The sequence below is a fragment of the Gulosibacter massiliensis genome (genome assembly GCF_900626105.1).
Lineage (GTDB): Bacteria > Actinomycetota > Actinomycetes > Actinomycetales > Microbacteriaceae > Gulosibacter > Gulosibacter sediminis.
In genome coordinates this window covers 388802-410935 of record NZ_UYZX01000001.1, presented here as the reverse complement: position 1 = coordinate 410935, position 22134 = coordinate 388802, and the positions used below count along the sequence as shown (strand labels likewise).

General features: G+C 65.8%; 21 protein-coding genes. 17 read left to right on the top strand and 4 right to left on the bottom strand.

The window, feature by feature from the left end; translation table 11 throughout:
- The first annotated feature begins 6 nt into the window (after nt 1-6).
- The 3 genes from EJL01_RS02010 to rbfA all read left to right on the top strand — a co-directional run bounded on the left by EJL01_RS02010 (nt 7) and on the right by rbfA (nt 3725).
- Nucleotides 7-309: a YlxR family protein gene (locus EJL01_RS02010; protein ID WP_348982887.1), complete on the top strand. Its 303-nt coding sequence runs from the start codon at nt 7-9 to the stop codon at nt 307-309.
- Between the two features lie 70 nt (nt 310-379).
- Entirely contained in the window at nt 380-3301 is a 2922-nt protein-coding gene (gene infB, locus EJL01_RS02005) for a translation initiation factor IF-2 (RefSeq protein WP_125106050.1), read from the top strand.
- Nucleotides 3294-3725, top strand: coding sequence for a 30S ribosome-binding factor RbfA (gene rbfA, locus EJL01_RS02000; RefSeq protein WP_125106049.1), 432 nt, complete (start codon nt 3294-3296; stop codon nt 3723-3725). Before infB ends, rbfA begins: the two co-directional genes overlap by 8 nt.
- Nucleotides 3726-3735: 10 nt before the next feature.
- Here the strand turns inward: rbfA and EJL01_RS01995 are convergent, their stop codons facing one another.
- On the bottom strand, nt 3736-4626 hold the full coding sequence (locus EJL01_RS01995) for an HhH-GPD family protein (protein ID WP_125106048.1): 891 nt from the start codon (nt 4624-4626) through the stop codon (nt 3736-3738).
- Entirely contained in the window at nt 4623-5615 is a 993-nt protein-coding gene (locus EJL01_RS01990) for a ketopantoate reductase family protein (RefSeq protein ID WP_125106047.1), read from the bottom strand. The genes EJL01_RS01995 and EJL01_RS01990 overlap by 4 nt, the downstream gene beginning before the upstream one ends.
- A 39-nt stretch (nt 5616-5654) precedes the next feature.
- Here EJL01_RS01990 and truB point away from each other — a divergent pair, with 39 nt between their 5' ends.
- Genes truB through EJL01_RS01970 form a run of 4 tightly spaced genes read left to right on the top strand, consistent with a single transcriptional unit; the run spans nt 5655 to nt 8303 of the window.
- Nucleotides 5655-6605, top strand: coding sequence for a tRNA pseudouridine(55) synthase TruB (gene truB, locus EJL01_RS01985; RefSeq protein ID WP_125106046.1), 951 nt, complete (start codon nt 5655-5657; stop codon nt 6603-6605).
- Nucleotides 6602-6961 (top strand): hypothetical protein, encoded by a 360-nt coding sequence (locus EJL01_RS01980; RefSeq protein ID WP_125106045.1) that lies wholly within the window; start codon nt 6602-6604, stop codon nt 6959-6961. Before truB ends, EJL01_RS01980 begins: the two co-directional genes overlap by 4 nt.
- Nucleotides 6961-7374: a hypothetical protein gene (locus EJL01_RS01975; RefSeq protein WP_125106044.1), complete on the top strand. Its 414-nt coding sequence runs from the start codon at nt 6961-6963 to the stop codon at nt 7372-7374. Before EJL01_RS01980 ends, EJL01_RS01975 begins: the two co-directional genes overlap by 1 nt.
- Nucleotides 7371-8303: a bifunctional riboflavin kinase/FAD synthetase gene (locus tag EJL01_RS01970; protein WP_125106043.1), complete on the top strand. Its 933-nt coding sequence runs from the start codon at nt 7371-7373 to the stop codon at nt 8301-8303. The genes EJL01_RS01975 and EJL01_RS01970 overlap by 4 nt, the downstream gene beginning before the upstream one ends.
- On the opposite strand, the gene EJL01_RS01965 is transcribed toward EJL01_RS01970, so the two are convergent.
- Nucleotides 8296-8931: a maleylpyruvate isomerase family mycothiol-dependent enzyme gene (locus tag EJL01_RS01965; protein WP_164509689.1), complete on the bottom strand. Its 636-nt coding sequence runs from the start codon at nt 8929-8931 to the stop codon at nt 8296-8298. The two genes, EJL01_RS01970 and EJL01_RS01965, sit on opposite strands and share 8 nt — an antisense overlap.
- A gap of 210 nt (nt 8932-9141) precedes the next feature.
- Here EJL01_RS01965 and EJL01_RS01960 point away from each other — a divergent pair, with 210 nt between their 5' ends.
- Complete coding sequence (locus tag EJL01_RS01960; RefSeq protein WP_125106041.1) at nt 9142-11301, top strand: DEAD/DEAH box helicase; 2160 nt, start codon at nt 9142-9144, stop codon at nt 11299-11301.
- Between the two features lie 74 nt (nt 11302-11375).
- Nucleotides 11376-12899 (top strand): aspartate ammonia-lyase, encoded by a 1524-nt coding sequence (locus EJL01_RS01955; RefSeq protein ID WP_125106040.1) that lies wholly within the window; start codon nt 11376-11378, stop codon nt 12897-12899.
- Nucleotides 12900-12904: 5 nt separating this feature from the next.
- Here the strand turns inward: EJL01_RS01955 and EJL01_RS01950 are convergent, their stop codons facing one another.
- Nucleotides 12905-13321, bottom strand: a complete 417-nt coding sequence (locus EJL01_RS01950; protein WP_125106039.1) for a hypothetical protein — start codon at nt 13319-13321, stop codon at nt 12905-12907.
- 42 nt (nt 13322-13363) lie between these two features.
- Here EJL01_RS01950 and EJL01_RS01945 point away from each other — a divergent pair, with 42 nt between their 5' ends.
- From EJL01_RS01945 to EJL01_RS01910, 8 genes are all read left to right on the top strand, one after another.
- Nucleotides 13364-14554 carry a PrsW family intramembrane metalloprotease gene (locus EJL01_RS01945; RefSeq protein ID WP_125106038.1) on the top strand — a complete coding sequence of 397 codons (1191 nt, stop codon included), beginning with the start codon at nt 13364-13366 and terminating at the stop codon, nt 14552-14554.
- On the top strand, nt 14551-14919 hold the full coding sequence (locus EJL01_RS01940) for an FKBP-type peptidyl-prolyl cis-trans isomerase (RefSeq protein ID WP_125106037.1): 369 nt from the start codon (nt 14551-14553) through the stop codon (nt 14917-14919). The genes EJL01_RS01945 and EJL01_RS01940 overlap by 4 nt, the downstream gene beginning before the upstream one ends.
- Nucleotides 14920-15030: 111 nt before the next feature.
- Nucleotides 15031-15300 carry a 30S ribosomal protein S15 gene (gene rpsO, locus EJL01_RS01935; protein ID WP_125106036.1) on the top strand — a complete coding sequence of 90 codons (270 nt, stop codon included), beginning with the start codon at nt 15031-15033 and terminating at the stop codon, nt 15298-15300.
- Nucleotides 15301-15407: 107 nt separating this feature from the next.
- Nucleotides 15408-16349 (top strand): polyphosphate kinase 2, encoded by a 942-nt coding sequence (ppk2, locus tag EJL01_RS01930; RefSeq protein ID WP_125106035.1) that lies wholly within the window; start codon nt 15408-15410, stop codon nt 16347-16349.
- Between the two features lie 82 nt (nt 16350-16431).
- Nucleotides 16432-17592, top strand: a complete 1161-nt coding sequence (gene metB, locus EJL01_RS01925; RefSeq protein WP_125106034.1) for a cystathionine gamma-synthase — start codon at nt 16432-16434, stop codon at nt 17590-17592.
- Between the two features lie 253 nt (nt 17593-17845).
- On the top strand, nt 17846-20107 hold the full coding sequence (locus EJL01_RS01920; RefSeq protein ID WP_125106033.1) for a polyribonucleotide nucleotidyltransferase: 2262 nt from the start codon (nt 17846-17848) through the stop codon (nt 20105-20107).
- Nucleotides 20108-20181: 74 nt separating this feature from the next.
- Complete coding sequence (locus tag EJL01_RS01915) at nt 20182-21528, top strand: M16 family metallopeptidase (protein ID WP_125106032.1); 1347 nt, start codon at nt 20182-20184, stop codon at nt 21526-21528.
- Nucleotides 21525-22124 (top strand): histidine phosphatase family protein, encoded by a 600-nt coding sequence (locus EJL01_RS01910; RefSeq protein WP_125106031.1) that lies wholly within the window; start codon nt 21525-21527, stop codon nt 22122-22124. Before EJL01_RS01915 ends, EJL01_RS01910 begins: the two co-directional genes overlap by 4 nt.
- Nucleotides 22125-22134: the final 10 nt, after the last annotated feature.

The following is a 22134-nucleotide window of genomic DNA, read 5'->3' as shown; positions in this document are numbered from 1 at the left end:
CGGCGCATGCGCCGACATGGGAGTACTATGGATGCAGTGCGAACGTGCATTGGATGTCGCGTGCGCGCCTCACAAGAACAACTCATCAGAGTTGTCGAGGTATCCGGAAGGCTCCAGCTTGACTGGAACCGGACGCTGCCGGGTCGGGGTGCGTGGTTACATCCGCAGGTTGACTGCGTAACTCACGCGCTCGACCGAAAGCAGTTCCGACGCGCATTGCGCGCCGGGGAGTTGGATGACAGCGCCCTTCGTTCGTACCTAACTGCACTACCAGCAAAGGTTGTTGATCGGACTATGGACCAATCATGAGTGGCTCGCGATGAGGCACAACCGTTAATTGGTCTGCTCCCGTCAGGGGCAGACCCTGATGAGGAGAACTGTGGCAAAACCACGCGTACATGAGATCGCCGCCGAGATGGGCGTCGAATCTAAGGTCGCACTCGCGACCCTGCAGGAAATGGGCGAGTTCGTAAAGACCGCGTCCTCGAGTGTTGAGCCTCCCGTGGCTCGCCGCCTGCGAGACGAACTGAAGCGTCGTGCCGACCAGGGCGGCGCCGAAAGTGCTGCCGAGGCACCGAAGCCGGCCGCAGCGGCAGCACCCGCTGCGCCGAAGCCTGCATCCGCATCGGGTGCGCCGAAGCCCGGCGCCCCGAAGCCCGCCGCTCGTTCGGCCGCGCCGAAGCCGGGCGCAGCGAAGACCGGTGCGGCGAAGCCTGGCGCCGCCAAGTCGGGTGCTGGCAAGGCCGCTCCGGCGGCGCAGAGCCGTGCTCAGTCGGCTCCGAAGCCTGCGTCGAACAAGCCCGCCGAGGCTGCCGCGCCGAAGCCGGCTGCTCGTTCGGCTGTCGCGCCAACGCCCACGCCGAAGCCCGGTGAGGCGCAGGCAAAGCCCGCACAAGGTAGCGCCAAGCCCGGTCAGTCGCCTGCGCCGAAGCCCGGTGCAGCTGCGCCGAAGCCCGGCGGCGCCGACGGCAACAACATCCCTCGCCCCCGCGGCCCACGCCCCGGAAACAACCCCTACGCATCGGCGCAGGGTATGGGTGCACGCCCGCGACCGGGGAACAACCCCTTCAGCCCCAAGCAGGGCCAGGGTGGCGCACCGCGCCCCGGTGGCCCCCGTCCGGGTGCCCCGAAGCCGGGTTCCGTCGGCGGTCGTGGTCCCGCTGGTCCGGCGCGCCCGGGTCAGCCCCGCGTGTTGCCCGGTGAGCGTCCCCAGAACGCTGGTGGCGGTCGCGGTCGTCCCGGCGGCGCTGGCGGCGCTGGCGGCGGTGGTCGTCCAGGCGGTGCCGGCGGCGGTGGCGGCGGATTCGGCGCGCCTCGCGCCGGTGGCGGCGGCGGACGTCCGGGCCCCGGCGGCCGCGGTCGCGGCGGCACCGCTGGTGCCTTCGGTCGCGGCGGCGGTAAGTCGAAGGCGCGCAAGTCGAAGCGGACGAAGCGGGCAGAATTTGAGATGCGGGAGGCGCCGTCGATTGGCGGCGTGAAGGTTCCCCGCGGCAATGGCGAGACGCGCATCAGGCTGCGTCGCGGCGCGTCGATCTCAGACTTCGCCGACAAGATTGATGCGTCGCCCGGTGACCTCGTAACGGTGCTGTTCCACCTCGGTGAGATGGCGACCGCGACAGAGTCGCTCGACGAGGGCACGTTCCAGGTGCTCGGTGAGGAGCTCGGCTACAAGATCGAGATCGTCTCGCCCGAGGACGAAGACCGCGAGCTGCTCGAAACCTTCGACATTGACCTCGAAGGCGAAGAGGACGCGGAGACCGATGAAGAGCTCGAGGTTCGTCCGCCGGTTGTGACCGTGATGGGTCACGTCGATCACGGTAAGACTCGACTGCTCGACGCGATCCGTCGCAGTGACGTTCAAGCTGGCGAGGCCGGCGGCATCACCCAGCACATTGGTGCGTACCAGGTGTGGGGCGAGCAGGAGGGTGTCCAGCGCGCGATTACCTTCATCGACACCCCGGGTCACGAGGCGTTCACCGCCATGCGTGCCCGTGGTGCGAACGTCACCGACGTTGCGATCCTCGTGGTCGCGGCCGACGACGGCATCATGCCGCAGACGATTGAGGCGCTGAACCACGCGAAGGCGGCGGGCGTGCCCATCGTCGTCGCGGTCAACAAGATCGATGCCGAGGGTGCGAACCCCGACAAGGTCCGCGCTCAGCTGACCGAGTATGAGCTCATTGCTGAGGAATATGGTGGCGACACCATGTTCGTCAACGTTTCGGCGAAGACCGGCGAGGGTGTGCGCGAGGTCATTGACGCCGTGCTGCTCACCGCCGACGCCGAGCTCGACCTGCGCGCGAACCCGAACAAGGATGCCCGCGGAACGGCGATCGAGGCGAAGCTCGACAAGGGTCGCGGTGCGGTTGCGACCGTGCTCATCCAGTCGGGTAGCCTCCGTGTCGGTGACTCGATCGTGGCCGGCACGGCATACGGCCGCGTGCGTGCGATGCTCGACGAGAACGGCGAGATGGTTGAGGCGGCCTACCCGTCGCGTCCCGTGCAGGTGCAGGGCCTCAGCTCGGTGCCTCGCGCTGGTGACACGTTCCTTGTGACCGAGGACGACCGCACGGCTCGTCAGATTGCCGAGAAGCGCGAAGCGGTCGAACGCAACGCGCAGCTCGCGAAGGCCCGCAAGCGCATGTCGCTCGAGGACTTCACCCGCGCGCTCGAAGAGGGCAAGGTGCAGTCGCTCAACCTCATCATCAAGGGTGACGTCTCCGGTGCCGTCGAGGCGCTCGAGGACTCGCTGCTCAAGATCGAGGTCGACGACTCGGTGCAGCTGCGCATCATCCACCGCGGTGTTGGTGCGATCAGCGAGTCGGACGTCAACCTGGCGACCATCGACAGCGCCGTGATCATCGGCTTCAACGTTCGTCCTGACCAGAAGGCGCGTGCCGCCGCGGCCCGCGAGGGCGTGGATATCCGCTTCTACTCGGTCATTTACGACGCCATCGATTCGGTCGAGCGTTCGCTCAAGGGCATGCTCGAGCCGGAGTACGAGGAAGTCCGGTCGGGCGTTGCGGAGATCCGCGAGATCTTCCGTTCGTCGAAGTTTGGCAACATCGCCGGCTGCCTCGTGCAGTCGGGCACGATCACGCGCAACGCGAAGGCCCGCGTCATCCGCAACGGTGTTGTCGTTGGCGATGGCCTCGCCATCGAGTCGCTGCGCCGCTTTAAGGATGACGTGACCGAGGTTCGTGATGGCTTCGAGTGCGGTATCGGACTCGGCAAGTTCAACGACATCCAGATCGGTGACGAGATCGAAACCACGGAGATGGTGGAGAAGCCTCGTGACTGACAACGCTCGGGCTGCACGCCTGGCTGATCGCATCAAGGTGCTGGTGGCGAAGACCCTCGAGCGAGGGGTGAAAGACCCTCGTCTCGGCTTCGTCACCATCACCGACGTGCGTGTGACCGGCGACCTGCAGCACGCAACCATCTTCTACACGGTGTATGGCACCGACGAGGAACGGATCGAGTCGGCCGCCGCGCTGAAGAGCGCGACGGGCATGATTCGCTCCGAGGTGGGTCGCAACCTCAATGTGAGGCTGACGCCGTCGCTCGAGTTCGTGCTGGATGCCCTGCCTGACAACGCGGGTCGCATCGACGACCTCCTGGCTCGGGCGCGTGATGAGGATGCGCGACTCGCGTCCGAACGCGACGGTAAGGGTTTCGCGGGGGAGTCCAACCCCTATCGAGACGCTGACGACGAGCAGCAATAAGCTCCATCAATCAGTGCGGGAGGCGAAGAAATTCGTCCTCCCGCACTGCTAGTTGGTCCACCACCAACGCGTCGATGAGCCGAGCGATGCGGGCAGAAAATTCGGTGTCTGCTGCACCGAGTTCGTGGGGGAGCGCATCCTCGGCGATACCCTCGTGACGTTCTCGCAGCAGGCGCATGATTCTGCCGCGCAGTTCGCGGTCCGACCCGGCAAACTTCGCCTGCGAACGGCCCGGTGCGGGTGTTTCGGGGTTGCCGGCGAGGTGCCATTCGCACAGCTCCGCAACGGGGCAGGCGTCACACAATGGCGCGCGGGCGACGCAGATGACCGCGCCGAGCTCCATCGATCCGGCGTTCCACGATGATGCCTCGTCGGGGTCGATGGGGAGCACCGCGAGCATCTCGGCGTCGTCGCGGCGATGGTTCGGCAGCCACGCGTGCTGCTGGCCGTGACGCGTGCGCGCGAGCACGCGTCGCACGTTCGTGTCGACGACCGGCACGACCTCGCCATAGGCAAACGAAGCGACCGCGGCCGAGGTGTACGGGCCGATGCCAGGTAGCGCCAGCAGCGCATCCCGGCTTCGCGGCACCTCACCATCATGGTGCTGGACTATCGCCTGTGCGCAACGGCGTAGGGCAACTGCCCGACGTGGGTAACCGAGCCGGTCCCAGGCCCGAATCACGTCGGCGTCGCTCGCCGCCGCGAGGTCGGCGGGCGTCGGCCACTTGGACATGAACTCGAGCCATTTGGGCAACACGCGCGACATCTGGGTCTGCTGGCTCATGACCTCGCTCACGAGGATGCCCCACGGGCTGCAGTCGGGTTTGCGCCAAGGGAAATCGCGGGCCGTGCGGCCGTACCAGTCAATGACGGTGCCGACCAGCGCATTCTTCGACGTCATGCCATGACCCTGCGGGCGAGTTCGCGGGGCGGCAGGAACCGTTGCGTCGCCGACACCTCGTGCACGAGCCGAGTGACTCGCGTGTTCACGGGAACAGCCAGGCCGACAGCAGCGGCGCTGCGCACGACCTCGCCGTTGAGCGCGTCAATCTCGGTTATCTGGCCGCGCCGAATAGATTGGAGCGTTGAGGCGGGGTTTGGGGTCGTGCCGAACATGCGGCCCAGCTTGCCGCGGACCACCTCGAGCGCCCTGCCATCGCGCACCAGGTCGGCAAAGTGTGGGTGCATGCCGGCCACCCGGGCAAAGCAGATGCGCCGTGCATCCGCCACCGAAACGAGTTCTTCGAGCGAGCGGGCGACGATCGGCGCGAGCAGGGGATGCGCGCTCACGCGCTGCACGCTGAGGCCGGTGACGGCGGGCAGGGCGTTGACCTGATTCAAGAACAGCTTCATCCACAACAGGCCGTCCAGATTCGGCGAGGCGGCCGACGGCAGGGCACCGGTGAATGCGCCCGCAAGCTCTTGCGCGGCCCCGTAGCCGCCCGCGGAAATGGCGGCGAGCGTCAACTTGCCGGGGCCGGTTACGCGGATCTCGGCGGCACCGAGATTCGTGGCGGGGAACGTCGAGACAAGGCCGTAGATGCCGTCGCTCCGACCGAGGAGCCGGGCGACCTCGGAGGGTCCGCGGACGCCATTCTGGGTGACCACAATGGGCGTTGACGCAATCGCTCCGGCCTGTTGCTGCACCGCCGCCTCGGTTTGGTAGGTGCGCACGGCGAGCAGGACGAGTTCCGTGTCGGAGGCAACCGCGTCGCTGGCACTGACGGCCACCGTGAAGTTGCCCTGCGCGCCGCGCAAGCGGATGCCGTGCTCGCGCAGCGCGTCGAGCGTCGCGCCGCGCGCGACGGCGTGCACCTCGTGCCCGGCGCGGGCGAGGAGCGCCGTCAGCGTTCCACCGACCGCACCAACGCCCACCACAGAAATTCGCATCGACTCAGCCTAGCGACGAGCGGGCATAGAATCGTACGGATGTCTCAACGTTCCGATGGCCCGCACGGCCTGCTGCTGCTCGACAAGCCGTCGGGCATCACAAGCCACGATCTCGTTGCCAAGACGCGGCGCGCGCTGGGCACGCGCAAGGTCGGTCATGCGGGCACGCTTGACCCCATGGCGACGGGGCTCATGCTGCTCGGCGTCGGCGACGCCACTCGCCTGCTGACGTACCTCGTTGGCGAGGACAAGGTTTACGAGGCCACCGCGCGCTTCGGCATCGCGACGAACACCGAGGATGCCGATGGCGAGGTGACGAGTCTTGCGTCCCCGGAGCTCGTGCGGGCCGTCACTCACGACCGGCTCGAGGCCGCGCTGGTGAAGCTGCGCGGCGAGATCCAGCAGGTACCGAGCGCGGTGAGCGCCATCAAGGTCAACGGTGTGCGCAGCTACAAGCGCGTGCGCGACGGCGAGCAGGTCGAGCTCGCCGCGCGCACCGTCACGATCCACGAATTGCATGTGCTCGGCACCGAGTTCCGCGAGCTGGGGCTCGCCGACGGCACGACTCAGCCGGTGCTCGACGTGCGCCTGCGCGTCGGCTGTTCGTCGGGCACCTACGTGCGCGCGCTTGCTCGCGACCTCGGCAATGACCTCGGGGTGGGGGCACACCTCACCGCGCTCAACCGACTCGCGGTCGGTGACTTTCGCGTGGCGAACGCGACGACGGTGGACGACGCGCAGCTCGCGAGCCGACTCGTACCGCCCGCCAAGGTCGCGACGACCCGCTTCCCTTCCTTTGTCGCCGACGAGGTCCAGGCGAGCGCGTTGCGGAACGGTCGTCGCATCCCAGCCCCCGAGGGCACCGATGGTCTCAGCGAGCCGATCGCCGCCCTCGACGCCGAGGGGAACCTCATCGGTCTCATCGAGATCCGTGACGGCGAGAGCAAGATCCTCATGAACATGCCGCAGCGCAGCGTGGGCGCCGAATGAGCGAGTGGTTCTCGTGGGTGCAGTTCGCGGTCGCCACCGCCGCGGGCCTGTTGTGCCTCATCATGGCGTTCGCGAATCGCAAGCCGGGCGACGTCACCGTCGGCTCGCTGGCGCTCGTCGAGGTGCTCCTCATCGTCCAACTCGTCGCCGTGCTCGTCGCTCCCGCGGTCGGCAATCCGATCCGCGGCGACGGCCTCGAATTGTGGATGTATCTCATCGCCGCGCTGCTGCTTCCGCCACTAGCCGGACTCTGGGCGATCATCGAGCGCGTGCGTTGGTCGAATGCGGTGCTCGCGGTGGCCGCGTTCGCGGTCGGGGTTATGGTGATCCGGATGCAAACGATTTGGGTGGGCTGATGGGCAAGTCGCGCATCCTCGTCGCCATCTACGTCGTGCTCTTTCTCGCGGCAGGCGGCCGAAGCACCTTTCAGATCATCCGGGAGTTCGATGTCGCGCCGCTCGCGTACACGCTGAGCGCCGTCGCCGCGGTCGTCTATCTCCTTGCGGGCATCGCGCTCGCCCTCGCGGACCACAGCGCTGTGTGGCGTCGACTCGCCTGGGTGGCCCTCGGGTTCGAATTCGTGGGGGTCATCACGGTCGGTGTGCTCTCCGGCCTCGACCCCGAATTGTTTCCCGCCGCAACAGTCTGGAGCGGCTTTGGACGCGGCTACCTGTATATTCCTCTCGTGCTTCCTCTCGCTGGTTTCTCTGTGCTCGAGACACGCTCACGTGCCGAGCGCGCCGGCTTCGCTGCGGCGGTGACCGCGTGATTCTGGTCAACGACCCCGCAAGCTTCCCGGCGCTGCTGCGACCGAGCGTGGTGACGATCGGCAAATTTGATGGGCTCCATTGCGGCCATCGCGACCTCATCGCGCGAGTGCGTGAGGAGTCGCTCGCGCGAGGCCTCACCAGCGTCGTCGTCACCTTCGACCGGCACCCCGCCGCGCTATTCGCGCCCGAGCGAGCCCCGAAACCCGTGGTCTCGCTGCTGCAGAAGGAAGAGCTGCTCGCCGACTCTGGTGTCGACGCCACGGTGGTAGTGCCGTTCACGCGCGAGTTCTCGCAGATGAGCCCCGCCGACTTCGTCGGAAAGTTCCTCATCGAACAGCTTGGGATGCGCGCGATCGTGCTTGGCAACGACTTCCGTTTCGGTTTCAAGGGGACAGGCGACGTGGCCTATCTTCGCGAACTCGGGGGCGAGCTCGGCTTTGACACCATCGTCATCGAGGACACCTCGGACGATGGCACGCACCGGGCCTCGTCGACACGCATCCGCGAGCTGCTCGAGCAGGGGGATGTGCGCGGCGCCGCGGCGGCGCTCGACCGCAACCACCGCGTGCGCGGCGTGGTCGTGCACGGCGCAAAGCGCGGGCGCGAGCTTGGCTTCCCGACAGCGAACCTCGGCCCTGAAACGCTCGAGGGGTACGTGCCCGCTGACGGCGTCTACGCAGGTTGGTTGCACGTCGATGGAGAGCGGCTACCGGCCGCTATCTCGATCGGCAACAATCCGACCTTCGAGGGTGTTCCGCAGAAGCAGATCGAGGCGTACGTGCTCGACGCGACGCTCGACCTTTACGGCAACTCCGTCACGGTCGAGTTCGTCGACTTCATTCGCCCGATGCTGAAGTTCGACTCGCTCGAGGCGCTCATTACGAGCCTCGGCGACGACGTCGCCCGCACCCGCGAACTGCTCAGTTAACGGCGAGGCGACGACGCCCGAACAAGTGCATGATGATCTCGCCGGCGGTCGCATCGAGCGTCGGGCCGGAGCCGATTTGCCAGCGCGCATCCGTCGCCCGCAGCGAGCGCTTACTCGCGAGCTTGACTGCCTTACCGCCGAAGGGCATCTTCGTGCGTGCGAGCGCGACCGAGCCGGTGGAGCGCGGGCTTAACCGCAGCTGCAGGCCGAGTGCCTCGGTCACGTCGTAGGCGTGCACGACTGCTTCGGTGAGCTCAATGATGCCGTTGCGGTGATCGCCCGCGAGCTTGCTGCTCGCGATCTCGCGCAGCTGCTCGACGAGCACGGGCGTCGGCGCCGCGGCCTCATCGCGGGCCAGCTGGGCGACGATGCGATTGAAGTTGAACCCCTTGCGGCCGATGCTCGCGAATGCCGATCCGACCATGTCGGAGCTGTTGAGGCCGAGCCGCCAAATGAGGTGGCCGGCGACATCGCGCACGCGCCAGTCACCGCACATGCTCGGCGCCTCCCACCGTTCGTCGTCGAGGCGATCGAGCGTGTCGGCGAGGCGGTCGAGCGTGGTCGCGATGTGCGCGCTCCAGTCACCCGAGGTGCGCGAGGCCGGGCGCGAGAACGACGCGTTGGACAAGGGCTGCTCGGATGCTGAATCGGGTGTCACATTGGCAATTATGGCACCTGAGTTGTGTGGCTCCGTGAGCGCGCGGTGATTCGGGTAGAATGGTCGCGACGCCCTGCGTACCCGGATCTCTGTATGTTCCGTCGCACGGCCCACGACGTTCTGAAGTCACCCGCGAGTCGCTGGTTTTCGGCCCGCGGTTTCACCTGTTGAAGGAGGCGCATGTCGCCGAAATCGCACACGCACATGAGCACACAATCCACCCGGCGTCGCCGTTCTAAGGGCGACAACACCGGTGTGATCCCGCAACTGGCCAAGGCGGCCCGCGAGGTCGAAACTGCGGCAATGCGGGGGCGCATCTCGCCCTCGATGCGCACGAAGTTCCAGGTTGTGGGTCTCCTGGTGCGCGAGGAGCGCGCCCGGCTGAAGACCGACGCATCCGTGCCGACGGGGGAGCGCAACGAGTCGCTCAAGCGCCTCGATGGCCTCGGTGCTATTCTCGCGAAGACGGCGGCGCGCGACACGACGCTGCTCAACCTGCTCAAGGAAGACGCGCCGACGACGCCGCAGGCACGCGAGCTGCGCAAACAGATGCTCTTCGCTGGCGGCGTCGACATGGTCGTCGACGAAGAAGAAGAGACGGCACCCGAGCCGCAGACGATGCTGCTGCCCGAGGGCATTCGCGAGCGTCAGGTGATGCCACCTAGTGTTAAGGCGCGCGTGCGTTCGAACCCGTTCCTCTCGCCGGATCTCACGCAGATTCGGCCACCGAGCCACCACTACACGCGGCTCGCCAACTGGGAGCTGCTCGGCCCGCTACTCAAGGCCTTCGCGACCGGCGCCGGTGGCGGTGCCGCGTCGATGGAGCTGCCGGACCCGCCGCGCTTCGACCGCGTGTCGCCCCCGTCGCTCGAACTCATGCCGCACCAGGCGCAGCTGATCGAGGCGGTTCGTCAGGGGCAGCGTTCGGTGCTGCTCGCCGACGAGCCGGGCCTCGGCAAGACCGCCCAGGCAGTGCTGTCGGCGTCGGTGGCCGGCGCGTATCCGCTGCTCTGCGTCGTGCCGAACGTGGTCAAGACGAACTGGGCGCAGGAGGTCGCGCGGTGGACGCCAACCCGCCGCGCCACCATCATCAGCGGTGACGGCAATGACATCGACGCCTTCAGCGACGTCTTCATCGTCAACTACGAGATCCTCGACCGCCACATTGGCTGGCTGCAGCGCATCGGCCTCAAGGGCATGGTGGTCGACGAGGCGCACTTCATCAAGAACCCAACCTCGCAGCGAAGCCGGCTCGTGCTGCAGCTCGCCCGCAGCATTCGCAGCCGTGTGCCGGGCGTCGACCCGCTCATGATGGCGCTCACGGGTACCCCGCTCATCAACGACGTCGACGACTTCCGTGCAATCTGGCAGCTGCTCGGCTGGCTCGACGGCGATCGCCCCGCTCCTGTGCTGCTCGACGCGCTGGACAAGACTGGCCTCGTGCCGAGCGACGCGGGCTTCGCAGCGGCCGCCCGTCGCGCCGTCATCGACCTTGGCATCGTGCGTCGCCGCAAGGTCGACGTCGCGAAGTCGCTTCCCGCGAAGCGGGTCGTCGACATGCCGGTCGAGCTCGACACCGACGAGGGCGCGTCGATTCGACGCGCTGAGCGACTGCTCGTCGACCGCCTCCTGGCGCGCTACTCGCGGATGCTCAGCGCGGCCGACCTGCCGCAGACGACGATCGATGAAAACCGTCTTCGGATGCTCGCGCGCCAGGAGGTCGAGGAGTCGAAGGCCGCGAGCGGCGGAGACTCGATCTTCGCGATGCTGCACCGCATCGGTATCGCCAAGTCGCGCCTCGCGGCCGAGTACACGGCGCAGCTGGCCCACTCGGTTGGCAAGGTCGTGTTCTTCGCGAAGCACATTGAGGCGATGGACCGGGCCGAGGAAGTCTTCGAGGCCGAGGGTCTTCGCGCGGTGCACATCCGTGGCGACCAGACCACGGCGCAGCGCGACCGAGCCATCGACGCATTCCAGCACGACCCCGAGGTCAAGGTCATCGTGTGCTCGCTTATGGCGGCCGGCGTCGGTATCAACCTGCAGGTTGCGAGCGATGTTGTGCTGGCCGAGCTGAGCTGGACCGCTGCCGAGCAGACCCAGGCCATCGACCGCGTGCACCGCATTGGCCAGGAGATCCCCGTTACCGCGTGGCGCATCATCGCGTCGCAGACGGTGGATGCGCACGTCGCGGAGCTCATCGATGCGAAGCAAGGCCTCGCCGCGCGTGCGCTCGAGGGCACCGATACCGGCGAGGTCTCGAGCGAAGACATTCAGGTTGACGCGATCGTGAATCTGTTGCTTGAGCGGCTGCGGATCTACCAGAATGGAGTTGACGCGTAGCTCGTTTGTAAAAACGAACGTCTTTCACATTATGCTGGTAGCCGAGGCATCGGAGCCAAACGCAACGAAGGTGGATGACATTGTCAACGTCTGATCAGTTCCGCATTGAACGCGACTCGATTGGTGAAATCAAGATTCCGGCGAACGCCTACTGGGGCGTCAATACCGCGAGGGCTGTCGAGAACTTCGACATCGCGCGACGCCAAATCAGTGTGTACCCGGACTTCCTGGTCGCATTCGCTCAGGTGAAGCAGGCCGCGGCCCGCGCGAACCAGGAGATCGGCATACTTGACTCGGAGCGCGGAGGCTACATCGAGCAGGCGTGCCAGGACATCATCGATGGCAAGCTGCACGACCAGTTTGTCGTCGGCGTGATTCAGGGCGGCGCGGGTACGAGCTCGAACATGAACGCGAACGAGGTCATCGCCAACCGCGCCCTCGAACTCGCGGGCCGTGAGTTCGGCGACTACGCGTATATTTCGCCGAACGACCACGTGAACGCGTCGCAGTCGACCAACGACACTTACCCGTCGGCGGTCAAGCTCGGTCTTGTGCACTCGACCCAGAACCTCATCGCCGAGTACAAGCTCCTTCAGGATGCCATCATGAAGAAGGCGTTCGAGTTCAAGGAGGTGCTCAAGGTCGGCCGCACGCAGTTGCAGGACGCCGTGCCGATGACGCTTGGGCAGGAATTCCACGGTTTCGCCACGACGGTCGGCGAGGACATCCAGCGTCTTGAGGACGTTGGGCCGTTGCTGCTTGAGCTTAACCTCGGTGCCACCGCAATCGGCACACGCATCAACGCGCCGGCCGAATACCCGGCGGCAATCATGCGTCACCTGCGCGAGATCACTGGCTACGACGAACTCGTGACCGCGACCGACCTTATCGAAGCCACCAGCGACACGGGTGTCTTCATGTCGCTCTCGAGCGTCATGAAGCGCTGTGCCATGAAGCTGTCGAAGATCTGCAACGACCTGCGTCTGCTCTCCTCGGGCCCGCAGGCCGGTCTCGGTGAGATCAACCTGCCCGCCCGCCAGGCCGGCTCGTCGATCATGCCGGGCAAGGTGAACCCTGTTATTCCCGAGGCCGTGAGCCAGGTTGCCTTCGTCATCGCGGGCTCTGACGTCACCGTCGCGTTCGCGTCTGAGGCTGGTCAGCTGCAGCTCAATGCGTTCGAGCCCGTCATGATGCACACGCTCATGCAGAACTCGGTTTGGCTGCGCCGCGCCATGCGCACGCTGCGCGTGAACTGCATCATCGGCATCACCGCCAACAAGGAGAAGACCGAGGCGCAGGTTGCAGCTTCGGTCGGCCTCATCACCGCGCTCAACCCGGTGATCGGCTATGCCGAGGCATCGAAGATCGCGAAGAAGGCACTTGCCACCAACAGCAAGGTTGTCGACCTGGTCGTCGAGGCCGGCCTGCTCGAGCGCGAGCGCGTGATCGAGCTGCTGCACCCCGAGGCCCTCGCGGGCCGCTTCCCCGAAGCGACGTCAGTCGGCTCGCTCACCGACGACGAGATTCTCGAGCAGGAACGTCGCATCGACTCGCTCGACCCGAAGGAACTCGCCGGGCCGATGCACGAAATCGTGTAGCTCGGTTACTCGCTCAGATTGCGATCGTCGGCGTCATGCTCATCGAGCATGGCGTCGTCGTCGTTGTCGCTGAGGTCATCGAGTGCACCGTCACGGAGATCGGCCGCGGTCACGATCGTCTCGGCCTGGCGCTGACGGTTGCGCTCGTTCGCCTCGTTGAGCTCCTGTCGGAGCGACTCCGTGGTGTGCACGAGCCGCGAAGGGATCTCACGCGAGGTCTCGGTCACGCGGTTGCCCACACGGTGCAGCGCATCCACTGCCGAGTCGAGGCCCTGCTGTGCCGCTTCGGCCGTCTTTTTCGCCGCCTCGGACTCGGCAACACTCGTCGCGGCCGCCTTGATCTGCTCGTAACGGGCACGACCGGCCCGGGCTCCGACAACAAATCCAACTGCGGTTCCGAGAAGAAATATGGCTCGCTTCATGGCACTCAATCTACCTGGCGGTGAAACAACTACGCTGGGCGGATGCCAACGAACGAGGTGCCCGAGCTCGCTGAGGGAACGACCAAAGTTCCTCTTCGGCTTCCCCGTGATCGGCGGGGGCCGTTCATTTGGATGATCGTGTTGTCGATCGTCTTGACTCTCGGTCTCATCGCGGTGGGCTGGTTGCTCGTGAACTGGCAGCTCGACGCGATCGTCATGGCAATCCCGGCGCTGATTCCGCTCACGCTCGTGCTCATCGCGGTGCACTTTCTTGACCGCTGGGAGCCGGAACCCACGATCCTGCTCGTGCTTTGCTTCGTCTACGGCGCGGGGGCTTCGATCCTCGGCACCCTCACTGTCGGAAACTTCCTCCTCGAGGTGACGAACACCTACGCGAGAGACTCCGTCGGTCTCGCGGCCTGGTCGATCCTGCTCCAGGGTCCGTTCGTGGAGGAGCTCGTCAAGGGCGTAGGTGTCGCGGTGCTGCTCATCATCGCCTGGCGCGAGGTTAACGGCCCGCTCGACGGCTTTGTCTACGCGGCGGTGATTGGCGCTGGCTTCGCGTTCACCGAGAACATCGTCTACTTCGCGTCGTCAGGTTCGACCGGGCTGGAATTCGTGTGGCTGCTCGTGGTGCGGGGGATTCTCTCGCCGTTTGCGCACGTGATGTTCACGGGGGTGATCGGGCTGGCCCTGGGCTGGGCGGCACAGCAGCGAAAACCGTTGCAGTTCGCTGTCGCCGGCGTGCTGGGCCTCGTCATGGCCGTTGGTCTGCACGCGTTTTGGAACGGAGCGAGCATCTACCTACTCCCGCTCTTCGGCGTCGACGCGCAGAACCCGTTTGCCTGGATCATCTCGTACGGACTGTTCCAACTGCCGCTCTTCCTCGCCTTCGGCTGGTTGCTGATGCAACTGCAGCATCGCGACCGACAGATCATTCGCAACAGACTCGACGAGTATCGACGCGCCGGTTGGTTCACGACCGCCGAGGTCGAGATGATCACGAACTGGCAGTTGCGGCGCAAGGCGATTCAGTGGGCGCGGGCGCAGTCGACCGAGCAGGGTCGGGCCATGAAGAACTTCGTTGAGGATGCGACGAGGCTCGCCTTCGCGCGCGAGCATGCCTCGATCGACAAACGCGACCCGCATCGCCGGGCCATCGAGAAGTCGCTGCTCGCGGTCACCCGACGTGACAGAAAAGACCTGCAAGATATGGTTCGATCGAAGGCATGACTGAACTTACGAAGCCTGAAGTTGAATTCCCCGATGGTCCGGCCCCGACCGAACTCGTCATCGAAGACCTCGTCGTAGGCGAGGGGGCCGAGGCCCAGGCCGGCGGCACCGTAAACGTGCACTACCTCGGCGTCGACTACGAGTCCGGCGACGAGTTCGACTCGTCGTGGTCGCGTGGCCAGTCTGTGGAGTTCCCGCTTGCCATGCTGGTCAAGGGCTGGCAGCTCGGCATTCCGGGCATGAAGGTGGGCGGCCGTCGCAAGCTCACCGTGCCGCCGGCCCTGGCCTACGGTGATGCCGGTCAGGGCCACCCGTTGTCGGGCCGCACCCTGATCTTCATCATTGACCTGCTCGGCGCCAAGTAGCGTCGTACCGTGCTAGCATTCTGAGGTTGCCGTGAAATCGGCCGCGGACAAAGAGAGTCGCGGGATTCCTTCCCTCGACGCCGCGCAGCGAACGAAAGGGGCTCACCGCCAATGGCGCTGAACGCAGAAAAGAAGCAGTCGATTATCGCCGAGTACGCCACCCACGAGGGTGACACCGGAAGCCCCGAGGTGCAGGTTGCGCTCCTGAGCGCCCGCATCAACGAGCTCACCGAGCACCTCAAAGAGCACAAGCACGACTACCACTCGCGTCGTGGCCTCCTCCTCCTGGTTGGTCAGCGTCGTCGTCTGCTGAAGTACCTCACCGACGTCGACATTGCACGCTACCGTGCGCTCATCGAGCGCCTGGGCCTGCGCCGCTAGGTTCAGGAACCCAAGCATCGTGCTAAGGCTATGCCCCACGTCTTCGACGTGGGGCATAGCTGTCTCAGTACCTATCGCAGCAACGGCACCGCACCAGGGGAGTAGCTATGTCCGACACCGATAAGGCAACAAAGGCGGACGACGCGAGTACCTACCGCCTCAATCGTGCCGGCGTGCCCGACACCACACCCGAGGTCGATGAGCTGGCCGAGTTGGCCGGTCGTCAGCCCGGCAACATCGACGCGTGGAAGCAGGGCTACCCGTACAGCCGCAAACTCACGCGCGCCGTGTACGAGCGCCAGAAGCGCCTCTTGCAGATCGAACTCCTCAAGCTGCAGACGTGGGTCAAGGAGTCGGGCACGAAGCTGGTCATCATCTTCGAGGGCCGCGATGCTGCGGGGAAAGGCGGCGCCATCAAGCGCTTTATGGAGCACCTGAACCCACGAGGTGCCCGCACCGTCGCGCTCGAGAAACCGACCGAGAAAGAATCCACGCAGTGGTATTTCCAGCGCTATGTCGAGCACCTGCCCTCGGCCGGCGAGATCGTGCTGTTCGACCGCTCCTGGTACAACCGGGCCGGGGTTGAGCGCGTCATGGGGTACTGCACGCCGACGCAGTACTTGGAGTTCACGCGTTCCGCGCCCGAGTTCGAGCGGATGCTCGTGAACTCCGGCATTCACGTCATCAAGTTCTGGTTCTCCGTGGGGCGAGCCGAGCAGCTCGCGCGCTTTGCTGCCCGCCGCGACGACCCGGTACGCCAGTGGAAGCTCTCGCCGACCGACCTCGCATCGCTCGATAAGTGGGACGAATACACGGCCGCAAAGGAGGCGATGTTCTTCTACACCGACACCGCCGAGTCGCCGTGGACCGTCGTGAAGTCGAACGATAAGAAGCGAGCGCGGCTCGAGGCGATGCGCTACGTGTTGAACGAGTTCGACTACCCGAACAAGGACAAAGCCGTTGCAGTCGCGCCTGACCCGAAAATCGTTGGTTCTCCGCGCGTGATCTATGACGATGGCGAGCGCCCCGAGGAGTTTCCCGTCGTGTGACGGAATGCGTCGAAGCGAATCGGCGACAGTTGCTGCCCGTAGCTAGGGTTACGGGCAGCAACGACCGTTTTCCAGGAGCATCATGACTGAGTTTTCGAGCCTCACTCGCGCCACCCGTGCGGGCATTGAGACCGACACCGCGCAGGGCGCGGTTGTCCCACCGCTGTACCTTTCTTCGAACTACACCTTCGCGAAGTTCGGCGAGCCGCGACGGTTCGACTACACCCGCTCCGGAAATCCCACGCGTGCCATCCTCGGCGAGGCAATCGCCGAGCTCGAGGGAGGCGCTGGGGCGACGATCGTGGCGACCGGCATGGGCGCAGTTACGCTCGTGACCGTGGCGCTGCTGCAGCCGGGCGACGTTGTTGCTTACCCCCACGACTGTTATGGCGGCACCTGGCGCCTGTTCGAGCAACTCGGCTCGAAGGGGCTTTACCGCTTCGAGCCCGTTGACTTCACCGACGTCGAAGCGGCCAAGGCTCGCATCGCGCAGCTCTCGCCGAAGCTCGTCTGGCTCGAGACTCCCTCGAACCCGCTGCTGCGCGTGACTGACGTCGAGGCCATCTCGGCGGCCGCTCACGAATCGGGTGCGCTCGTTGCAGTTGACAACACCTTCCTCACGCCGCTCGCGCAGAAGCCCTTTGCACTCGGCGCCGACGTGGTTGTGCACTCCGTCACGAAGTACCTGAACGGCCACTCCGACGTGGTGCAGGGCGCGGTCATCGGTCGCACCCCCGAGCTTGCGGAACGCTTCGATTGGTGGGGCAATGTGCTCGGCGTCACGGCCAGCCCGGCCGACTCGTACCTCGTAATTCGCGGCCTGCGCACGCTCGAGGTGCGGTTCGCACGGCACCAAGAAAACACGATCGCCGTCGTCGACGCGATTAGGGACCACCCCGCGGTGCAGCAGCTCAACTTCCCGGGTCTTGCCGAGCACCCGGGCCACGAGCTTGCGAAGCGTCAGCAGTCGGGTTTCGGTGCGATGTTCTCGATCGACCTCGTCGGCGGCGAGGACGCGGCACGCCGCTTCGTCGAGGCGGTCGAGCTCTTCTCGCTCGCGGAGTCGCTCGGCGGCACCGAGTCGCTCGTCGCACATCCCGCGACCATGACCCACGCGTCGATGACGCCCGAGGCGCAGGATGCCGCCGGCATCACGCCCGGCCTGCTGCGGTTCTCGATCGGCATCGAGCCGGTCGAAGACCTCATCGTCGACCTCAAGGCCGCCCTCGACGCCGCGCTCTAGTCTTCCTCAGCCCCGAACGCCACCCCACCCGTCCGCCAAGCGTGATGGTGGGGTGGCGTTCGGGGTTTCCAGACCGCTCGCTGCTAGGATCAGGGGGTTCGTACTAATTCGCACGCGGCTCAGCATTGCTGATTGTCGGTGGTGGCGAGCCGGACTCGTCTGAAACGCGACGCCGGAGCGCAATTACTGATGGTCAGCCGAGGGAGCCTCGACAGGTGTTGTGTGCGTGCGAGCGACACTAAGGAGGAGACCTTTGGAGGGTCCCGAAATCAAGTTCGCCGAAACCGTTATTGACAACGGTAAGTTCGGCACCCGCACCGTCCGCTTCGAAACGGGTCGTCTCGCGCAGCAGTCGCAGGGTTCGGCAGTCGCCTACCTCGACGACGAAACCATGCTGCTCAGCGCGACGAGCATCTCGAAGCACCCGAAGGAGCGCTTTGACTTCTTCCCCCTGACGGTTGACGTTGAGGAGCGCTCGTACGCCAAGGGCGCCATCCCTGGCTCGTTCTTCCGCCGCGAGGGCCGCCCCTCGACCGACGCGATCCTCGCGTGCCGCCTCATCGACCGCCCGATGCGCCCGTCGTTCGTCGACGGCCTCCGCAACGAGGTGCAGATCGTCGTGACCGTGCTCTCGATCGCCCCCGACGAGACCTACGACGTGCTTGCCGTCAACGCGGCATCCATGTCATCGCAGATCTCTGGCGTGCCGTTCTCGGGCCCCATCGGTGCCGTGCGCATCGTGCTCATCGACGGCCAGTGGGTCGCGTTCCCGAAGTACTCGCAGCAGGAGCAGGCTGTCTTCGAGCTGACCGTTGCCGGTCGCCTCGTGACGAACGCCGACGGCAGCGAAGACATCGCGGTGATGATGGTTGAGGCGCAGGCACCCGACAACGCGTGGGAGCTTATCCAGAACGGCGCCCAGAAGCCAGACGAGGCCGTCGTTGCTGGCGGTCTCGAGGCCTCGAAGCCCTTCATCACCCAGCTCATCAAGGCGCAGCAGTCGGTTGCCGACCAGGTGAACAAGGAAATCAAGGAATACCCGGTATTCCCGGCCTACACCGAGCCCGTTCGCGCGCTCGTCGAGGCCGAGGCGAAGGACGAGCTCGGCAAGGTCTACCAGATCGCCGACAAGATCGAGCGCCAGAATGCTGACGACGCCCTCAAGGCGCGCGTGACCGAGGCCGTTGCGGCCAAGGTCGAGGCTGGCGAGCTCGAGGACTCGGCTCTGGGCCAGGTCTCGGCTGCGTACAAGTCGGTCACGAAGGACGTCGTTCGCGGCCGCATCCTCAGCGACGGTCAGCGTATCGATGGCCGCGGAGTTGCCGACATCCGCCAGCTCGACGCTGAGGTCGAGGTTGTGCCCCGCGTGCACGGCTCGGCCATCTTCCAGCGCGGCGAGACGCAGATTCTCGGCGTCACAACGCTGAACATGCTCAAGATGGAGCAGCAGATCGACTCGCTCAGCCCCGTTCAGTCGAAGCGCTACATGCACCACTACAACTTCCCGCCCTACTCGACCGGTGAGACCGGCCGTGTTGGCTCGCCGAAGCGTCGCGAGATCGGTCACGGCAATCTGGCCGAGAAGGCGCTGCTTGCAGTGCTGCCCACCCGCGAGGAGTTCCCCTACGCGATCCGTCAGGTCTCGGAGGCCCTCGGCTCGAACGGCTCGACCTCGATGGGTTCGGTCTGCGCCTCCACGCTCTCGCTGCTCAACGCCGGTGTGCCCCTGCGCGCGCCCGTCGCGGGTATCGCCATGGGCCTCGTGTCGGCTGAGGTCGACGGCGAGATGAAGTACCAGGCACTCACCGACATCCTCGGTGCCGAGGACGCGCTCGGCGACATGGACTTCAAGGTCGCCGGTACCTCGGAGTTCGTTACCGCTCTGCAGCTCGACACCAAGCTCGACGGCATCCCCTCGGAGGTGCTCGACGCCGCGCTCCAGCAGGCGCACGACGCTCGCATCAAGATCCTCAACGAGGCGATCACTGCTGTGATCTCGGAGCCCGACGAGATGGCGGCCACCGCACCGCGCATCATCTCGGTGAAGATCCCCGTTGACAAGATCGGTGAGGTCATCGGCCCCAAGGGCAAGGTCATCAACCAGATCCAGGAAGACACCGGCGCCGACATCTCGATCGAGGACGACGGCACCGTGTTCATCGGCGCGACCGACGGCCCCTCGGCCGAGGCTGCCCGTGCACAGGTCAACGCGATCGCGAACCCGCAGGTTCCCGAGGTCGGCGAACAGTACCTCGGTACCGTCGTCAAGCTTGCGAGCTTCGGTGCGTTCGTGTCGCTCCTGCCTGGCAAGGACGGCCTGCTGCACATCTCGGAGGTGCGCAAGCTCGTTGGTGGCAAGCGCGTCGAGAACGTCGAAGACGTGGTCTCGGTTGGTCAGAAGCTGCTCGTGAAGATCACGAAGGTGGACGACCGTGGCAAGCTCTCACTCGAGCCCGTGCTCGAGGAGGGCGAAGGCGCCGACGAGACCGAGGTCGAGTCGACCGACGCCGAGTAGCCACACCTGGCTGAGTAAAGCGGCCCGTGCAGCGCACGCGCCGCTTTACTCTATTCGGCTACACTCAAGCCGATATGTCTGCACCGATTTTGCTGCCACTGAACACGACTCACCTCGATGAAGAGGTCGCCGGAGCAGCCAGGCTTCAGCGCACGGTGCTGCCGAGCGGGGTGCGCCTGATCACCGAGGATGTGCCCGGCGCGGCATCCGTCTCGATCGGCTGCTACGTGCCCCTCGGCTCGCGCGACGAGCGCGATCGCGAGTACGGCTCGAGCCACTTCCTCGAACACCTGCTGTTCAAGGGCACGCCGAGCCGAGACGCCCGCACCATCGCGCTCGAGTTCGAGCGCGTCGGTGGCGACTTCAACGCGGCGACATCGCGCGAGCAAACCGTCTACCACGCACGGGTGCGCGCGGAAGATCTCGGCATGGCCATCGACGTGCTGAGCGATATGCTCACCGGTTCACTGCTCGACAACGACGAGTTTGAGCTCGAGCGTGGTGTGATTCTCGAAGAGATCGCGATGAGTGCCGACGACCCGGATGACGTGCTCTGGGAGCGCTTCTACGCGAACTTCTTCGGCAACCATGAACTGGCCCGGCCAATCGCGGGCACGCCCGAGAGCATCGGGGCGGCAACGCGCGACGAAGTCTGGGACTTCTACCACCGCAACTATCGGCCCGACACGCTCGTCGTGGCCATCGCTGGCCGCGTCGACCACGACGCCGCGTTGCATCGCCTCGAGGCAGGCCTTCGCAACGGGGGCTGGGACCTCGACCTGACCGCCGCGCCCGTCGCTCGCCGCACCGCTGAATCGCCCGTCGAGGTGACGCGTCATCACGCCCTCGAAAGCATCGAGCGACCGCTCGAGCAGACGAATCTGATCCTCGCTACACCGGGGCTCGTCTCGGGTGACGACCGTCGGCACGCTTTCGGGCTGCTCCACCACATCCTCGGTGGCGGGATGTCGTCGCGGCTCTTCCACGAGGTGCGGGAAAGGCGCGGGCTCGTGTACTCCGTCTTCTCCTTTGCCGCCAGTCACGCCGATGTTGGCGTGACCGGGGTGAACGCTGCCTGCCTGCCCGAGAAGGCCGCCGAGGCGGTGCGCGTGATTCGGGATGAGCTCGACCGCGTGGCGCAAGACGGTGTGACCGAGAGCGAGTTGGCCGACGCGAAGACCTCAGCCGCGGGTGGGGGTGCCCTGGCACTTGAGTCCATGCACTCGCGCATGAACCGCCTCGCCCGCGCCGAACTCGCGCTGGGGGAGTTCCTCGATCTCGACGCCTCCGTTGCGCGACTCGCCGAGGTCACGCGCGAGCAGGTGCGGGAGGTTGCGGGCATGCTGCAGGGAGATATGACGGTCGAAACGATCGGGCCCGTAACCGACGAGGCTCGGGCCGAGTTGGAGGCACTCGCATGAGTCATTTCCTCTACCTGGTGCGGCACGGGGAGGTGCGTGATGCCGAATTCGGCATCACCGACGGCCCGCTCTCGGAGCGCGGCCGGCAACAGGCGCACGCGCTCGGTAAGCGCCTCGCCGATGTGCCGTTCGACCAGGCGTTCACCTCGCCGCTCGACCGCGCACTCGAAACCTCGAGCATCCTCAGCAACTACGTGCAGGGGCCGCCGGTTGAGCAGACCAACCTGCTGTTCGACTGCATCCCGTCTTCTTCGAAAGATGCCCCCGACGGCTACGACGCGTTCTTCTCCGGGGTCGACGAGGAAGACATCGAGGCCGGCCAGGCGCAGATGCAAGACGCCGTCTCGGCCTTCATGACCCGGCCGCGCGAAGACGTCCACACACTGCTCGTCACCCACAACTTCGTTATCGGCTACCTCGTCGCGCACGCGCTTGGCATGCCCGAGTGGCGCTGGCTGACGCTCGGTAGTGGCAACACTGCCCTCACCGTGCTGCGACTGCGCTCTACGCGCCCCAGCGAGCTCACCCTTTTCGGGTCGACGGCACACCTGCCGCGCGACATGCGCACCGGTATGACGTGGACACCAGCTATCTAACTACCCCAGG

What these genes read in the sequence shown, in the direction of transcription:
- EJL01_RS02010 (WP_348982887.1), top strand. Translation starts at nt 7, where the DNA reads ATGCGCCGACATGGGAGTACTATGGATGCAGTGCGAACGTGCATTGGA.
- EJL01_RS01995 (WP_125106048.1), bottom strand. Translation starts at nt 4,626, where the DNA reads ATGACGTCGAAGAATGCGCTGGTCGGCACCGTCATTGACTGGTACGGC.
- EJL01_RS01990 (WP_125106047.1), bottom strand. Translation starts at nt 5,615, where the DNA reads ATGCGAATTTCTGTGGTGGGCGTTGGTGCGGTCGGTGGAACGCTGACG.
- truB (WP_125106046.1), top strand. Translation starts at nt 5,655, where the DNA reads ATGTCTCAACGTTCCGATGGCCCGCACGGCCTGCTGCTGCTCGACAAG.
- EJL01_RS01980 (WP_125106045.1), top strand. Translation starts at nt 6,602, where the DNA reads ATGAGCGAGTGGTTCTCGTGGGTGCAGTTCGCGGTCGCCACCGCCGCG.
- EJL01_RS01975 (WP_125106044.1), top strand. Translation starts at nt 6,961, where the DNA reads ATGGGCAAGTCGCGCATCCTCGTCGCCATCTACGTCGTGCTCTTTCTC.
- EJL01_RS01960 (WP_125106041.1), top strand. Translation starts at nt 9,142, where the DNA reads ATGTCGCCGAAATCGCACACGCACATGAGCACACAATCCACCCGGCGT.
- EJL01_RS01955 (WP_125106040.1), top strand. Translation starts at nt 11,376, where the DNA reads ATGACATTGTCAACGTCTGATCAGTTCCGCATTGAACGCGACTCGATT.
- EJL01_RS01950 (WP_125106039.1), bottom strand. Translation starts at nt 13,321, where the DNA reads ATGAAGCGAGCCATATTTCTTCTCGGAACCGCAGTTGGATTTGTTGTC.
- EJL01_RS01945 (WP_125106038.1), top strand. Translation starts at nt 13,364, where the DNA reads ATGCCAACGAACGAGGTGCCCGAGCTCGCTGAGGGAACGACCAAAGTT.
- EJL01_RS01940 (WP_125106037.1), top strand. Translation starts at nt 14,551, where the DNA reads ATGACTGAACTTACGAAGCCTGAAGTTGAATTCCCCGATGGTCCGGCC.
- rpsO (WP_125106036.1), top strand. Translation starts at nt 15,031, where the DNA reads ATGGCGCTGAACGCAGAAAAGAAGCAGTCGATTATCGCCGAGTACGCC.
- ppk2 (WP_125106035.1), top strand. Translation starts at nt 15,408, where the DNA reads ATGTCCGACACCGATAAGGCAACAAAGGCGGACGACGCGAGTACCTAC.
- metB (WP_125106034.1), top strand. Translation starts at nt 16,432, where the DNA reads ATGACTGAGTTTTCGAGCCTCACTCGCGCCACCCGTGCGGGCATTGAG.
- EJL01_RS01915 (WP_125106032.1), top strand. Translation starts at nt 20,182, where the DNA reads ATGTCTGCACCGATTTTGCTGCCACTGAACACGACTCACCTCGATGAA.
- EJL01_RS01910 (WP_125106031.1), top strand. Translation starts at nt 21,525, where the DNA reads ATGAGTCATTTCCTCTACCTGGTGCGGCACGGGGAGGTGCGTGATGCC.